A 14,058-nucleotide genomic window follows, 5' to 3' on the forward strand; every position below is an offset into this window, starting at 1 on the left:
CCCACCCTTGGTAGCCGACACGCGCCTCCCGTCCGCCTCGTCTCACGACAACGGACTGGAGGCGCGCGTTGCGTCCGTCCGGAGCGGCATCGCGGACGCGGCGCGCGCCGCAGGGCGCTCACCCGACGAACTCACGCTCGTCGTCGTCACGAAGTACCACCCGGCGTCACTCGTGCGCGAGCTCGCCGCACTCGGCGTGACGGACGTGGGGGAGAACCGCCACCAGGAGGCGCAGGCGAAGGCCGCCGAACTGGCGGACCTCGGCCTGACCTGGCACTTCGTCGGGCAGCTGCAGTCGAAGAAGGCCCGCCAGGCCCGGCGGTACGCCCAGGTGGTGCAGTCGCTCGACCGTGGCTCCGTCGTCGACGCGTTCGCCCCGACCGAGGCCGAGCCGGAGCCGCCGGTCATCGACGGATTCGTGCAGGTCAACCTCACCGACGACCCCGGCCGCGGCGGGGTGCAGCCGGACGACGTCGAGGCGATGGTGACCCGTGTGCTGGCCACCGGGACCATCCGGCTGCGGGGTGTGATGGCGGTCGCGCCCCTGGACGAGGAGCCCCGAGCCGCCTTCGCCCGACTCCGCTCGATCTCCGAACGGGTCGTGTCGCTCGAGCCCGGCGCCACCGACATCTCGGCCGGCATGAGCGGGGACTACGCCGAGGCGATCCTCGAGGGCGCGACACACCTGCGGATCGGCACCGCAATCACGGGAAACCGGCCGCCCGCACCCTAGCCTCGTTGCAGGGCACCACGAGCACGAACCCCGGAGGAACCATGGCCAACCCGCTGAAGAAGACGATGGTCTACCTCGGCCTCGCCGATGAGGAACTCGACTACGAGGACGAGCAGCAGGCCGAGCCCGCGCGCCAGCAGGCAGCCCCTGCTCGCCAGGCCGCAGCGGCTGCTCCGGCGCCCGCCGAACCGCAGGAGGCCCCTGCCGCGGCAGCAGCCCCGGCGGCCGCTCCCGCAGCGGCGCCGGCTCCCACCAAGACGCACACCCACCAGCGCGGCGCCCAGGTCACTCCGCTCCGCCGCTCGCACACGACCGCACAGAAGGCGACCCCGGTCCAGGAAATGAACGAGATCCTCACCGTCCACCCGCGCGAGTACAAGGACGCCCAGTCCATCGCCGAGAGCTTCCGCGACGGCATCCCCGTCATCATCAACCTCTCGCAGATGACCGAGGGTGACGCCCGACGCATGATCGACTTCGCCTCGGGGCTGTCGCTCGGCCTGTTCGGCAAGATCGAGCGCGTCACGAACAAGGTCTTCCTCCTGTCGCCGGCACACGTCGCAGTGAGCGGTGAGCCCGCTGAGGTAGAGTCCGACATCGAGGCGAACTTCTTCGCCCAGTCCTGAGCCGTACCCGGCACACCCGCCCCTGAGCGTCGTCTGACGACGCTCGCCCGAGACGAGCGAGCCCCATCGTGTCCGTGATCCTAGGGATCATCTCCCTCGCGTTGCTCCTGTACTTCTTCGTGATGTGGGGGCGCTTCGCGCTCGACCTCGTGCAGAGCTTCAACCGTTCCTGGCGGCCGCGCGGGGGCATGCTCGTGGTGTCCGAGTTCGTCTACACGGTCACGGATCCGCCCATCCGAGCGGTGCGACGGGTCCTCCCGCCGCTCCGCCTCGGTCCGGTGGCGCTCGACTTCGGCTGGACGATCGTGATGCTCGTCGTCATCATCGCCCGGTTCGTGGTCGCCGCCCTGGCACGCGGTATCTGAGCGGACTCCCGTCCGCGACACGCGCCACGCCCGGCGCAGGTCACGGTTCCGCCCCATCGTCGGTGTACGGTGGTCGGGATCGATGCCCGCTCCGGTGGCGCATCCGCACCGCACGGTACGACTGGTAGATTCGGTCGCACCGCACGCGGTTCCACACGTTCAGCAGTTCTATTGAGGTGACGGCAATGGCTTTGACGCCGGAAGACGTAGTCAACAAGCGGTTCCAGCCGACGAAGTTCCGCGAGGGCTACGACCAGGACGAGGTCGACGACTTCCTCGACGAGGTCGTGGTCGAGCTCCGTCGCCTGACCGCGGAGAACGACGAGCTCCGCCAGCGCCTGCAGGCGGCCGAGTCGGCCCCGCAGCCGGCGCAGGCCGAGCAGCCCGCTCCCGCAGCCGAGCCGGAGCCCACCCCGGCCCCGGTCGAGGCAGCACCGGAGCCCGCTCCGGTCGCCGCGGCGGCACCGGCCACGACGGTCCCCGCCGACGAGGACACCGAGGGCACCACGAACCTCCTGACCCTGGCGCGTCGTCTCCACGAGGAGCACGTCCGCGAGGGCATCGAGAAGCGCGACGCGCTCATCGCCGAGGGCACGGCCCAGGCGGCTCGCCTGGTCTCCGAGGCCGAGGCGAAGCAGCGCCAGATCATCGCCGACACCGAGAACACGAACCGTCAGCGTGTCGCGGTGCTCGAGCAGGAGCAGCGCCAGCTCGAGGGCAAGATCGACGAGCTCCGGACCTTCGAGCGCGACTACCGTGCGCAGCTCAAGAGCTACATCCAGGGTCAGCTCTCCGAGCTCGACACCTCGGGCGAGCAGTCCGGTCTCACCCCGGCGCCGGCTTCGGCGCAGGGCTTCGGCAACTGACGTTGTCGCGACCAGCATCACGAGCGAAGGTCAGTGTCCGCGCGATCGCGGCACTGGCCTTCGCCGCTGTCGTGGTGGTGGCGTTCGACCAGGTCGCCAAGACGCTGGTCGTCGCGAACCTGCCCTACGGCACTCCCGTCCCGGTCCTCGGCGGGGCGTTGCAGTTCCTGTACGTCCGGAACCCGGGGGCCGCGTTCTCGTTCGCGGTGAACATGACCTGGGTGTTCTCGGTCATCTCGGCCGCGGTCGTCGTCGCGATCATCGTGTACTCGCGTCGCATCCGGTCGATGTGGTGGGCCATCGTGCTCGGCATGCTGCTCGGCGGCGCGCTGGGCAACCTGCTCGACCGGCTCTTCCGTGAGCCGGGCTTCGGTCGTGGCCACGTCGTCGACTTCATCTCGACGCCGTGGATGATGCCGGCGATCTACAACGTCGCCGACTCCTTCATCTGCATCAGCATGGTGGTCTTCGTGCTGCTGGTGATCCTCGGGGTGAACCTCGACGGCACCCGCACGCTCTCGGCCAAGCGCCAGGCGCAGCTCGACGCGGCGCAGCCGGTCGACGCGGCGGAGCCGCTCGACGGTGGGGCCGCGTTCTCGTCGGCTGATGCGGCTCTCGACGAGCCGACCCGCGCCTCCAGGCCGGAGGACCGCGACCGTCGCGACACGCTGGGCCACGACGCCACGTGAGCGAATCGCGTTCTCTTCCCGTGCCCGACGGGCTCGCCGGTGAGCGCGTCGACGCCGCCATCGCGAAGCTCCTCGGCTTCAGCCGGTCGTTCGCGGCCGACGTCGTCGCGGCCGGTGGCGTCCGCGTCGACGGCGTCCCCGTCGACAAGTCGGATCGGCTGCACGCCGACTCCTGGCTCGAGGTCGAGTGGACCCCGAAGGAGCCGCCGCGCATCGTGCCGGCGGCCGTGCCGGGCATGACGATCGTGCACGACGACGAGGACATCGTCGTCGTGGACAAGCCCGTCGGTGTCGCTGCGCACCCCTCGCCGGGGTGGGACGGTCCGACCGTGCCCGGGGGCCTCGCCGCCGCCGGGTTCACCATCGCGACCTCCGGCGCCGCCGAACGTGCCGGGATCGTGCACCGCCTCGACGTCGGGACCTCGGGCCTGATGGTCGTCGCGAAGACCGAGCTGGCGTACACGCACCTGAAGCGGGCCTTCAAGGAGCGCACGGTCGAGAAGGTCTACCACGCACTCGCGCAGGGCCACCCCGACCCGACCTCGGGCACGATCGACGCCCCCATCGGCCGGCACCCGTCGAGCGACTGGAAGTTCGCGGTCACGTCGGAGGGCAAGCCGAGCGTCACCCACTACGAGACCCTCGAGGCCTTCCGCGCCGCCACCCTGCTCGAGGTGCACCTGGAGACCGGGCGCACTCACCAGATCCGGGTGCACATGGCTGCTACACGCCACCCGCTCGTCGGGGACACGATGTACGGCGCCGACCCGGTGCTCGCGGCCGAGCTCGGGCTGACGCGCCAGTGGCTCGATGCCGTCCGGCTCGGCTTCGACCACCCCCGCACGGGCGAGTGGGTGTCGTTCGAGGCGCAGTACCCGGACGACCTGCAGGCAGTGCTGGAGCAGATCCGGAGCGCGTCGCTCTGACGCGCCCGGGCGCTTGCGCCGAGTGGTCGTGAACTGTCGGCTGCGGCGCCGCCAGGCGACGCTTTCTGTGCCCGCGGCGGTCGGCGTGCGGCGTGTCCTGCTCTCTCGGCGGGGCGCCCCGCGCGTGTCGCGACCCGGTGCCGGTCTGGAGGCGCGGTGCGGCCCCGACCCGCGCCTCCAGGCCGACGCGCCCGGCCGCACGCGCCGAGGGGTCACGAACTGTCGGCTGCGGCGCCGCCAGGCGACGCTTTCTGCGCCCGCGGGGGAGCGCGTGCGGCGTGTCCTGCCGTCTCGGCGGGGTGCCTCGCGTGTGTCGCGACCCGGTGCCGGTCTGGAGGCGCGGTGCGGCCCCGACCCGCGCCTCCAGGCCGACGCGCCCGGCCGCACGCGCCGAGGGGTCACGAACTGTCGGCTGCGGCGCCGCCAGGCGGCGCTTTGTGCGCCCGCGGCGCAGCGCGTGCGGCGTGTCCTGCCCTCTCGGCGGGGCGCCCCGCGCCTGTCCAGACCGCCGCGCCCGGGCGCTTGCGCCGAGGGGGCACGAACTGTCGGCTGCGGCGCCGCCAGGCGACGCTTTCTGCGCCCGCGGCGGCATGGGTGCGGCGTGTCCTGGCCTCTCGGTGTGGCGCTTCGGGCGTGTCGCGACCCGGTGCCGGCCTGGAGGCGCGGTGCGGCCCCGACCCGCGCCTCCAGACCGACGCGCCCGGCCGCACGCGCCGAGGGGTCACGAACGGTCGGCCGGGGCGCCGCCAGGCGACGCTTTCTGCGCCCGCGGCGGAGCGCGTGCGGCGTGTCCTGCTCCCTCGGCGGGGCGGCCCGCGCGTGTCGCGACCCGGTGCCGGTCTGGAGGCGCGGTGCGGCCCCGCCCCGTGCCTCCCGTCCGCCCCGACGCGCGCGGGAATGTGGGCGGCCGCGGTTAGGCTGTTCCCACCCCGCAGCACACCGTACGAACCGGAGGTTCCGTGTCGGATTCCGACTCCTTCGTCCACCTGCACGTGCACAGCGAGTACTCGATGCTCGACGGTGCCGCCAGGCTCTCCGACCTCGTGGCGGAGACCGCCGCGCAGGGGATGCCCGCCGTGGCGGTGACCGACCACGGCAACATGTTCGGCGCCTTCGAGTTCTGGAAGGCCGCCAAGGCCGGTGGCGTCAAACCGATCATCGGGACCGAGGCGTACATCACGCCCCGCACGCACCGCTCGGACAAGACCCGTGTGCGCTGGGGTGACGGCGGGGGCGACGACGTGTCCGGCGCCGGGTCGTACACGCACATGACGATGTTCGCCGAGAACACGACGGGCATGCACAACCTGTTCCGGTTGTCGTCCAAGGCGTCGCTCGAGGGCTACTACTTCAAGCCCCGTATGGACATCGAGCTCCTGCAGGAGTACCACGACGGCATCATCGCCACGACGGGTTGCCCCTCGGGGGAGATCCAGACACGCCTGCGGCTCGGCCAGTACGACGAAGCGGTGCAGGCCGCCGCCGACTACCGCGACATCTTCGGCAAGGAGAACTACTTCGCCGAGGTCATGGACCACGGCCTCGAGATCGAACGCCGGATCATGAGCGACCTGATCCGTCTGGCGAAGGACCTCGACATCCCGCTGGTCGGCACGAACGACCTGCACTACACGCACGCTCACGACGCCAAGTCGCACGCGGCACTGCTCTGCGTGCAGTCCGGCTCGACCCTGAACGACCCGAACCGCTTCAAGTTCGACGCTGACGAGTTCTACCTGAAGACCCCGGCGCAGATGCGGCACGTCTTCCGCGACAACCTCGAGGCCTGCGACAACACGCTGCTCATCGCGGAACGCTGCAACGTCGAGTTCGACACCTCGGCCAACTACATGCCGAAGTTCCCGGTGCCCGAGGGCGAGACCGAGCACTCCTGGTTCGAGAAAGAGGTCGCGAAGGGGCTGGACTACCGGTACCCGGACGGCATCTCGAAAGAGGTGCAGGACCGCGCCGACTACGAGGTCGGCATCATCAACCAGATGGGGTTCCCGGGCTACTTCCTGGTGGTCGCGGACTTCATCAACTGGTCCAAGAACAACGGCATCCGCGTCGGTCCGGGTCGTGGCTCCGGCGCCGGCTCGATGGTGGCGTACGCGATGCGCATCACCGACCTCGACCCCATCCGGCACGGCCTGATCTTCGAGCGGTTCCTCAACCCGGACCGCGTCTCGATGCCCGACTTCGACGTCGACTTCGACGACCGGCGCCGCGGTGAGGCGATCAAGTACGTCACCGAGAAGTACGGGTCGGAGCGCGTCGCGCAGATCGTCACGTACGGCACGATCAAGGCGAAGCAGGCGCTGAAGGACTCCTCGCGCGTCCTCGGGTTCCCGTTCGGCATGGGCGAGAAGCTCACCAAGGCGATGCCGCCGCCCGTGATGGGCAAGGACATCCCGCTCACCGGGATCTTCGACAAGGACCACCCGCGCTACAAGGAAGCCGTCGACGTCCGTACCGTGGTCGAGACCGACCCCGAGGCGAAGACCGTCTTCGACACCGCGCTCGGGCTCGAGGGGCTGAAGCGCCAGTGGGGCGTGCACGCAGCCGGCGTCATCATGTCGAGCGACCCGCTCATCGACATCATCCCGATCATGAAGCGGGAGCAGGACGGCCAGATCGTCACGCAGTTCGACTACCCGGCAGCGGAGTCGCTCGGCCTGATCAAGATGGACTTCCTGGGGCTCCGCAACCTCACGATCATCAGTGACGCCCTCGACAACATCAAGACGAACCGGGGGACCGAGCTCGACCTCGAGAACATGGGCCTCGAGGACCCCGAGGCGTACGCGCTCCTGCAGCGCGGTGACACCCTCGGCGTGTTCCAGCTCGACGGTGGACCGATGCGTGGCCTGCTGCGGCTGATGAAGCCCGACAACTTCGAGGACATCTCCGCGCTCATCGCCCTGTACCGCCCGGGGCCCATGGGTGCGAACTCGCACACGAACTACGCGCTCCGCAAGAACGGCGAGCAGCCGATCACGCCGATCCACCCGGAGCTCGAGGAGCCCCTCAAGGACATCATCGGCACGACCTACGGCCTGATCATCTACCAGGAGCAGGTCATGGCCATCGCGCAGAAGGTCGCCGGGTTCTCCCTCGGCCAGGCGGACATCCTCCGCCGCGCGATGGGCAAGAAGAAGAAGTCCGAGCTCGACAAGCAGTACGCGGGCTTCCAGCAGGGCATGAAGGACAACGGGTACTCCGACGCGGCGATCAAGACGCTGTGGGACATCCTGCTGCCCTTCTCCGACTACGCGTTCAACAAGGCGCACTCGGCGGCCTACGGTGTGGTGTCCTTCTGGACCGCGTACCTCAAGGCGCACTACCCGGCCGAGTACATGGCGGCGCTGCTGACGAGCGTCGGCGACGCCCGGGACAAGCTCGCGCTCTACCTGAACGAGTGCCGCCGGATGGGCATCAAGGTGATGCCGCCGGACGTCAACGAGTCGATCGGCTTCTTCGCCGCAGTCGGCGACGACATCCGCTTCGGCATGGGTGCCATCCGCAACGTCGGGTTCAACGTCGTCGACGACATCGTCAAGGCGCGGACCGAGAAGGGCGCCTTCGAGTCGTTCCACGACTTCCTGCGCAAGATCCCGATCTCGTCGGCGAACAAGCGCACGGTCGAGTCGCTCATCAAGGCCGGTGCCTTCGACGAGTTCGGCGACACCCGACGTGCCCTGGTGGAGATCCACGAGGGCGCGGTCGAGGGTGCGGTCAAGGTCAAGCGCGACGAGGCCCACGGCAACGTCGGGTTCGACTTCGACTCGCTCTTCGCCGAGGCAGCCGAGGACGCCCCGAGCGCCGCGGTGTCGCAGGTGCCGGACCGTCCGGAGTGGTCCAAGCGCGACAAGCTGGCGTTCGAGCGGGACATGCTCGGGCTCTACGTGTCCGACCACCCGCTCGCCGGGCTCGAGATCGAGCTCGCGAAGCACCAGTCGATCACCATCGCCGACCTGCTCACCGCCGACGACTCGATCGAGGGTGAGACGGTCACCGTCGCCGGCCTGCTGACGAGCGTGCAGCACCGGGTGGCGAAGACGAGCGGCAACCCGTACGGCATCGTCGACATCGAGGACTTCGGTGGCCAGATCGGCGTGATGTTCCTGGGCAAGACGTACCAGGAGTTCGGCCCGTCCCTGGTGCCCGACTCGATCGTCGTCCTGCGCGGCCGCGTCAACGTCCGCGACGACGGCAAGGCCCTGCACGCGGTGAGCATGTTCCAACCGAACGTCGGCGACGCGATGGGCTCCGGCCCGCTCACCCTTTCCCTTCCGGAACGCCAGGCCACGACGACCACGGTGACGGAACTCGCCGCCGTGCTCGGCCGCCACCAGGGGGACACCGAGGTCCGGCTGAAGCTGCTCAAGGACGACGTCGCGCGCACCTTCGAGCTGCCGTTCCCGGTGAACCTGACCCCCGACCTGTTCGGCGAGCTGAAGAGCCTGCTCGGACCTCGCTGCCTGGTGTAGGAGCGTCGACCATGGCCGGTCACCGGATCTTCGGGACGCCCGTCGCGGACGTCTACGGGCACTACCTGGCGAAGGTGGAGCGGAAGGGCCACACGAAGGCGGAGCTGGACACCGTCATCGAGTGGTTGACCGGCTTCGACGGGCGGGCGCTCGCGCAGCACGTGGCCGACCGGACCACGTTCGAGGACTTCTTCGCCGGCGCGTACCTCAACCCGAACGCCCCGCTCATCACCGGGGTGATCTGCGGGGTGCGGATCGAGGAGCTCGACGACCCGCTCATGCGGCAGATCCGGTACCTCGACAAGCTCGTCGACGAGGTCGCGAAGGGCCGGCCGATGGCGAAGATCCTCCGGACCGCGTGACCGACGGGCGGCCGTCGCCGGCGGCCCCGACCCTCGACCGCCTGGCCGCGGCGTTCCGTCCCGTCCACGCGCCGGCGCAGTTGATCCACGGGGACCTGCTGGGCAACGTCCTGTTCGCGGAGGGACTCGCGCCCGCGATCATCGACTGGCCACCGTACTGGCGTCCGGCCGGCACGGGAGCCGCGATCGCCGCGGTGGACGCGGTCTGCTGGCACGGCGTGCCCGTCGACCGCCTCGACGATCTCGGCGAGGGCGAACACGAGTGGCGGCAGTTGCTCCTGCGCGCCCTCGTGTTCCGGATCGCCACGCTGCACCTGCTCGGTGCGTTCGACGTGGCCGGCATCGCGCGACACCGCGCGGTCGTCGACGCACTCGCGTGACGGACGGGAGGCCCGTGGCAGCGCCGCCACGGGGATCCCGTCCACTCGTCGGTCGTCGCTCAGGCGCCGCGGCCGGCGATCGCGCGGAGGCGGGCGACGATGCGCGGGTTGCGCGCACCGAACGTGAGCGCGGCGAGGCGTCGGACCGACACCGTCGCGCGGTGCACCAGGAGGCCGGTCGCTTCGGCGATGTCCGAAACCGCGTGCCAGCGAGCACGCAGGGACGCCGGGTCGATCTCGTTCGCGGCGGCTGTGCGGACGAGCCGGACGAGGTCGTCCCCGTCACGCCAGCTCGTGCTCTGGTTCTCGAAGCGGCGCAGGATGCGGTCGATCGCCGACGCACGGTGGTTCGCGACCGCGTGTGACCACCGGACGTCCTGCGACACGGGGTCGACGAGGATCCAGCGGGGAGCGTTGGCGTTGAGCGCGGAGAGCTGCGCGAACGTGGTCAGGGCGCCGAGGGCGACCGCGACGTCGAAGATCTGCCGTGGCCGGCCGCCGACGGCGATCGCAGCGCCCGGGAACGCCTCACGGGCGTCCCGGATCTGCGACTTCGCGACGATGACCGTGACGACGACGTCATCCGGCGCTGCAGCGAGAGTGCTGCGGGTCCGGGCGATGACCTCGTGGGTCAGGTCGGCCGGGAGGTGCAGCGCCACGCGGACGACGTCGTCGTCGGGCAGGAACGCATCGGCGAACACGTCGACGGCGTCACGGTACCGGGCGAGGAAGAGCGCGATCGCTCCGCCGTAGAAGGGGTAGCGCTCGAGCAGGATCCGCTCGTGCTCGAGTCGGAGCGAGGGACCGCGATCTCCGCTGAAGCTCGTCGAGCCCGTGTGCAGGACCAACGCACGGTTCGCCAACACCGAGGTGAAACCGTGCTCGTTGATCCGCAGGCAGAAGTCGTTCTCCTCGCCGTAGCCGGGGGAGAAGACGTCGTCGAACAACCCGAAGCGGTCGACCATCTCGCGCCGGATGAGGAAGCAGAAGCCCATCGCCACCGGGGAGACCGTGTGCCGCGGGAGCAGGTACTTCGTCCGGCCGTGCAGCTCGCGGGTGCGGCGCGGTGCGAGGCTCGCGCGCGGGTTCCGCCGCGCGTAGGGGAAGGACGCGATGGTGGCGTTGTCGCTCCTCGCGCACACGACGCCGATCGAGTCGTCCGAGGCCAGGACCGCGGTCATCTCGTCCAGGAACCCCGGCATCGGGACGGTGTCGCTGTTGAGGAGCAGGACGTCGTTGCCCGTGCGGTCGAGCTCGAGGACGGCCCGGTTGCAGTTGCCGACGAAGCCGAGGTTGCGGCTGTTGCGGGTGTACTCGAACCCCTCGTGGTCACCGACGAGCTCGAGCACCCGGGCCTCGATCGCGTCGACGCGGGGGCCCATGTCGTTCGCCAGGAGCACGCGGTCGACGGCGAAGTCCACCGTCTCGAGCAGTGCCTCGATGCAGCGCTCGAGACCGGGGAGGTCGTCGTAGATGGGGACGACGATCGTGACCGGACGACGGTCGCGCGTCATCGCCGAGCCAGCTTCCGGACGACGACGCCGGGCTGGGCGATGAGTCGGCCGACGGCCCCGGAACGGGATCGCACGCGGCTCGCGAGGAGACCGACGGCGGCTCTGGCGCTCGTCGCACCGAGCGACGCGTACGCGCCGGGCAGCTCGAACCAGTAGCGCGCCGCCTGGGGGAGCCGGTAGCCCTCGGCGCCGACCAGCGCGACCAACCGTGCGATGGCCGCCGCGTTGTCGTGGCCCGCACCCGTGACGGTGGCGAGGCGTTCCGGTGCAGCCGCACCGTGCCTCCTGGCCGTGTCCGGGTCGGCCGCGTACGCGGCGAGGGCGTCGGCGAGGGCGTCCGTGTCGTCGGCATCGACCAACGCGCCGGTCACGCCGGGCTCCACGAGTTCCGCGCTGCCGCCTTGGCGCGTGGCGACGACGGCCCTGCCGAGCGCCATGTACTCGGCGGTGGTGCGACCGAAGGCCTCGATGGTGGACGGCGTGACGCAGACGTCGGCCGCCTGGATGAAGGGCGCGGGCGTGTGCTGCTCGCCAGCGAAGACGACGTGCTCGGCGACGCCGAGCGCGCGGGCGCGGTCGGTGAGCCGCTGGTCCTCACCCGGGTGCTTCCAGCTCCCGACGAAACAGACGCTCGCGGTCACGCCTCGTCGGCGCAGCGCGCCGAGCGCGTCGACGACGCGGTGCTGACCCTTGGACTCCTCGACGCGGCCGAGGACCGTGATCCGGAGGCCGGGTTCTGCCTGCGGGAAGGGGGTGACGGCAGGCGTGTCGTCCTTCGTCGCCAGGAGTCGGCTCGTGTCGACCGTCGGGTACGCGACGGAGAGCTTGTCGGCAGGGATGTACTGCGCCAGGTGCTCGCGCATCGCCTCGGAGTTGGTGACGACGGCCCCGGACAGCAGGCCGATGTCGCCGAGGACGCCCGCACGGCCCGTCTGGAACTGCAGACCGTGGTCGAGGTCGCCGTACTCGCGGACGAACCACGCCTGCGGGATCCCGAGGACCGCGGCGGCGAACGACGCCCACGGGGCGACGAGTGTGTTGGTGACGACGAGGTCCGGGCGCTCGCGCTCGTACTTCCGGATGATCGCGTTCACGGCGGCGTAGTCGACGGTCGCGAAGGCGGCGCGTTCGGCAGCCGGTGCGGGCTGCGGACTCGGCAGGGCCCAGCCGCGGAACCGCAGCGCGTCGTACGACCAGCCACGCTCGTCGAGGGCATCGATGAACTTGCCGCGCGGGGCCTTGGTGATGAAGGTCGGCGTCATGGCCGGGTCCTGCGCCTGCCAGTCCTCCACGAAGCGGATGAGTGACCGTTCCGCCCCGCCGAGGTTCACCGGCGCGGTGGAGTGGTTGGCGAAGCTGACGATCACCCACCAACCCTACTCAGGTTTCACCAGGTGTTCGTCTCCGCGGCACCCGCAGCGGACATGCATCACCGAGTCGAACGTGGCAAGTGCAACCTTTGTGCGAGAATGTCTCGTCCCCGAATCCCTGTGAGGAGCGCTGCGTTGCGCCCCGGAGGAGCCTGCACCCGAAGCATGACGTACCTGAACGAGCTCATGTCGTCGCGGGAACTCCTGGCGAACCTCACCGCCCGCGAGGTCAAGGGCAAGTACCGCCGCACGGTCTTCGGGCAACTGTGGTCCCTGATCAACCCGCTCGCGACGATGCTGATCTACACGATCGTGTACTCGTTCATCTTCCGGGCACGACTCGAGGTCGGTGACCCCAGCGGGCTGAACATCTACCCGCTCTGGCTCATGTGCGGGCTGCTGCCCTGGATCTTCGCGCGCAACGTCATCAACTCCGGCATGACGTCGATCGTCGCCAACGGCTCACTGATCAAGAAGGTGTACTTCCCGCGGATGACCCTGCCGCTCGCGGCCGTCGGGTCCTTCGGGTTCACGTGGCTGGTGGAGATGGGGGTGCTGCTCATCGCGCTCGCGATCGCCGGGTCGAACTTCTGGCTCTACCTGCCGCTGATCGCCCTGACGATGGTGTTCCTCGCCATGTTCTCCGCCGGCCTCGGGCTGATCCTGTCGATCATCAACGTGCACTTCCGCGACATGCAGCACCTGGTCGGCATCGCACTGCAGATGTGGATGTACCTGTCGCCGATCATCTACCCGCTCTCGCTCGTCGAGGACGCCGCCAACAAGGCCGGACATCCGTGGATCATCCACGTCTACAAGCTCAACCCGATCGAGCGGTTCTCCGAGGTCTTCCGGAACCTCATGTACGACAACCGCCTCCCGAACTGGACCGACCTGGTCGCGTGTGCCATCGCCGGGTGCGCCTCGCTCGCGATCGGCTACGTCGTGTTCTCCCGCAACGAGAAGAAGCTGGCTGAACTCCTGTGAACGACTCCGCCGTCTCCGTCGAACACGTCTCCAAGCGCTTCCGCATGTACCACGAGCGCAACGACTCGCTGAAGAGCATGGTCATGCGCGGGAAGAAGTCCGTGCACGAGGACTTCTGGGCACTGAAGGACGTGTCGTTCGAGGTCCCGCACGGATCGACGTTCGGTCTCATCGGCAAGAACGGGTCCGGCAAGTCGACGCTGTTGAAGTGCCTCGCCAAGATCCTCTGGCCGGAAGAGGGCTCGATCACCGCGCGTGGCAAGCAGGCGTCACTGCTCGAGGTCGGCTCCGGGTTCCACCCCGAGCTCTCCGGTCGCGAGAACGTGTTCCTGAACGGCTCGATCCTCGGGATGAGCCGCAAGGAAGTGGCGCGGAAGTTCGACGACATCGTGTCGTTCTCCGGTGTGGGCAACTTCATCGACCAGCCGGTGAAGAACTACTCGTCCGGCATGTACGTGCGGCTCGGGTTCTCCGTCGCCGTCGCGGTCACGCCGGACATCCTGGTCGTGGACGAGGTGCTGGCCGTCGGCGACGCGACGTTCCGCAAGCGCTGCCAGACGAAGTTCAAGGAGATGAAGGACGAAGGCCGCACGGTCATCCTCGTCTCGCACTCCATGGGGACCGTCAAGGACATGTGCGACCAGGTCGCCTGGCTCAACGAGGGCGAGCTGAAGATGATCGGCCCGACCAAGAAGGTCGTGTCGGCGTACGAGGCGACCGTCTGAGCGTGCTCCTGCGCTGCACCTAGGC

General features: G+C 69.6%; 13 protein-coding genes. 11 read left to right on the forward strand and 2 right to left on the reverse strand.

Annotation, left to right across the window (positions count from 1 at the left end; translation table 11 throughout):
- The first annotated feature begins 7 nt into the window (after positions 1-7).
- From DEJ12_RS13230 to DEJ12_RS13270, 9 genes are all read left to right on the forward strand, one after another.
- Positions 8-733 carry a YggS family pyridoxal phosphate-dependent enzyme gene (locus DEJ12_RS13230; protein WP_111030332.1) on the forward strand — a complete coding sequence of 242 codons (726 nt, stop codon included), beginning with the start codon at positions 8-10 and terminating at the stop codon, positions 731-733.
- A gap of 41 nt (positions 734-774) precedes the next feature.
- Positions 775-1,359, forward strand: a complete 585-nt coding sequence (locus tag DEJ12_RS13235; RefSeq protein WP_071405422.1) for a cell division protein SepF — start codon at positions 775-777, stop codon at positions 1,357-1,359.
- Positions 1,360-1,427: 68 nt separating this feature from the next.
- Positions 1,428-1,724, forward strand: coding sequence for a YggT family protein (locus DEJ12_RS13240; RefSeq protein WP_084741074.1), 297 nt, complete (start codon positions 1,428-1,430; stop codon positions 1,722-1,724).
- Positions 1,725-1,909: 185 nt separating this feature from the next.
- Complete coding sequence (locus DEJ12_RS13245; RefSeq protein WP_071405424.1) at positions 1,910-2,590, forward strand: DivIVA domain-containing protein; 681 nt, start codon at positions 1,910-1,912, stop codon at positions 2,588-2,590.
- A gap of 2 nt (positions 2,591-2,592) precedes the next feature.
- Positions 2,593-3,279, forward strand: a complete 687-nt coding sequence (lspA, locus tag DEJ12_RS13250) for a signal peptidase II (protein ID WP_241660342.1) — start codon at positions 2,593-2,595, stop codon at positions 3,277-3,279.
- Positions 3,276-4,205: an RluA family pseudouridine synthase gene (locus DEJ12_RS13255; RefSeq protein WP_111030333.1), complete on the forward strand. Its 930-nt coding sequence runs from the start codon at positions 3,276-3,278 to the stop codon at positions 4,203-4,205. Before lspA ends, DEJ12_RS13255 begins: the two co-directional genes overlap by 4 nt.
- Before the next feature lie 1,010 nt (positions 4,206-5,215).
- Complete coding sequence (dnaE, locus tag DEJ12_RS13260) at positions 5,216-8,695, forward strand: DNA polymerase III subunit alpha (RefSeq protein WP_375334588.1); 3,480 nt, start codon at positions 5,216-5,218, stop codon at positions 8,693-8,695.
- Between the two features lie 11 nt (positions 8,696-8,706).
- Entirely contained in the window at positions 8,707-9,057 is a 351-nt protein-coding gene (locus DEJ12_RS13265) for a DUF2200 domain-containing protein (RefSeq protein WP_111030335.1), read from the forward strand.
- Positions 9,054-9,437, forward strand: coding sequence for a hypothetical protein (locus tag DEJ12_RS13270; protein ID WP_111030336.1), 384 nt, complete (start codon positions 9,054-9,056; stop codon positions 9,435-9,437). Before DEJ12_RS13265 ends, DEJ12_RS13270 begins: the two co-directional genes overlap by 4 nt.
- Positions 9,438-9,496: 59 nt before the next feature.
- Here the strand turns inward: DEJ12_RS13270 and DEJ12_RS13275 are convergent, their stop codons facing one another.
- Positions 9,497-10,951 carry a glycosyltransferase family 2 protein gene (locus tag DEJ12_RS13275; RefSeq protein ID WP_111030337.1) on the reverse strand — a complete coding sequence of 485 codons (1,455 nt, stop codon included), beginning with the start codon at positions 10,949-10,951 and terminating at the stop codon, positions 9,497-9,499.
- Positions 10,948-12,318: a glycosyltransferase family 4 protein gene (locus tag DEJ12_RS13280; RefSeq protein WP_111030338.1), complete on the reverse strand. Its 1,371-nt coding sequence runs from the start codon at positions 12,316-12,318 to the stop codon at positions 10,948-10,950. Before DEJ12_RS13280 ends, DEJ12_RS13275 begins: the two co-directional genes overlap by 4 nt.
- Before the next feature lie 168 nt (positions 12,319-12,486).
- Here DEJ12_RS13280 and DEJ12_RS13285 point away from each other — a divergent pair, with 168 nt between their 5' ends.
- Together DEJ12_RS13285 and DEJ12_RS13290 are read left to right on the forward strand one after the other, a co-directional pair.
- Positions 12,487-13,308, forward strand: a complete 822-nt coding sequence (locus DEJ12_RS13285; protein WP_111030339.1) for an ABC transporter permease — start codon at positions 12,487-12,489, stop codon at positions 13,306-13,308.
- Positions 13,305-14,033, forward strand: coding sequence for an ABC transporter ATP-binding protein (locus DEJ12_RS13290; protein ID WP_258367169.1), 729 nt, complete (start codon positions 13,305-13,307; stop codon positions 14,031-14,033). Before DEJ12_RS13285 ends, DEJ12_RS13290 begins: the two co-directional genes overlap by 4 nt.
- Positions 14,034-14,058 lie beyond the last annotated feature (25 nt).

Source organism: Curtobacterium sp. MCLR17_059, assembly GCF_003234665.1.
Classification (GTDB): domain Bacteria; phylum Actinomycetota; class Actinomycetes; order Actinomycetales; family Microbacteriaceae; genus Curtobacterium; species Curtobacterium flaccumfaciens.